Origin of the sequence: Mesorhizobium sp. M8A.F.Ca.ET.165.01.1.1 (genome assembly GCF_004792065.1) — a bacterium.
Lineage (GTDB): Bacteria > Pseudomonadota > Alphaproteobacteria > Rhizobiales > Rhizobiaceae > Mesorhizobium.
The window spans coordinates 1-412 of the sequence record NZ_SRTH01000084.1 but is presented as its reverse complement, the minus strand read 5'-3'; the positions used below and the strand labels follow the sequence as shown (position 1 = coordinate 412).

Annotated in this window: 2 pseudogenes; both read left to right on the top strand. The window is 65.8% G+C overall.

Annotated elements, in window-relative coordinates:
* A pseudogene (locus EN808_RS35225) lies at positions 1–183 on the top strand (endonuclease); the annotation flags it as partial.
* Positions 184–187: 4 nt separating this feature from the next.
* Positions 188–412 (top strand): annotated as a pseudogene (locus EN808_RS35220) (hypothetical protein); the annotation flags it as partial.

Sequence of the window (412 nt, the reverse complement as noted above, 5' to 3'; positions counted from 1 at the left end):
CTCCTGTCCAAGGCGCTGGCGGCGAAGAACGCCACAGCGGTGCCGGAGATCATCCGCAACGGCCAGCCATGGCGTACCATCTTTCCGTCCGGGCAGGAGGTGGAACGTTTCCCGCGCGCCGGCTGGGACAGGCCGAAGGCCTCCGACCACTGCCCGGTGGTGATCACCCTGGACATGGCCTGAGCCCGTGAGTTTCGACCTGCCGCGCAACGTGATCTTGCCGGTCGACGACGTCGACGTAAGGCTCGACCCAAATCCGCATCCCTTCGAACGCGACAATCGGGCAGCGATCGCCGAAAACTGGCGGCGCGAAATGGAGGCGAAGCCGGCGCTGTATGACGGTACGGTGGTGCTGCTTTCGGCGCTCAGCTATCGCGACAGCCGGCTTATCGGCCGCTGCCACGCGGTGAAG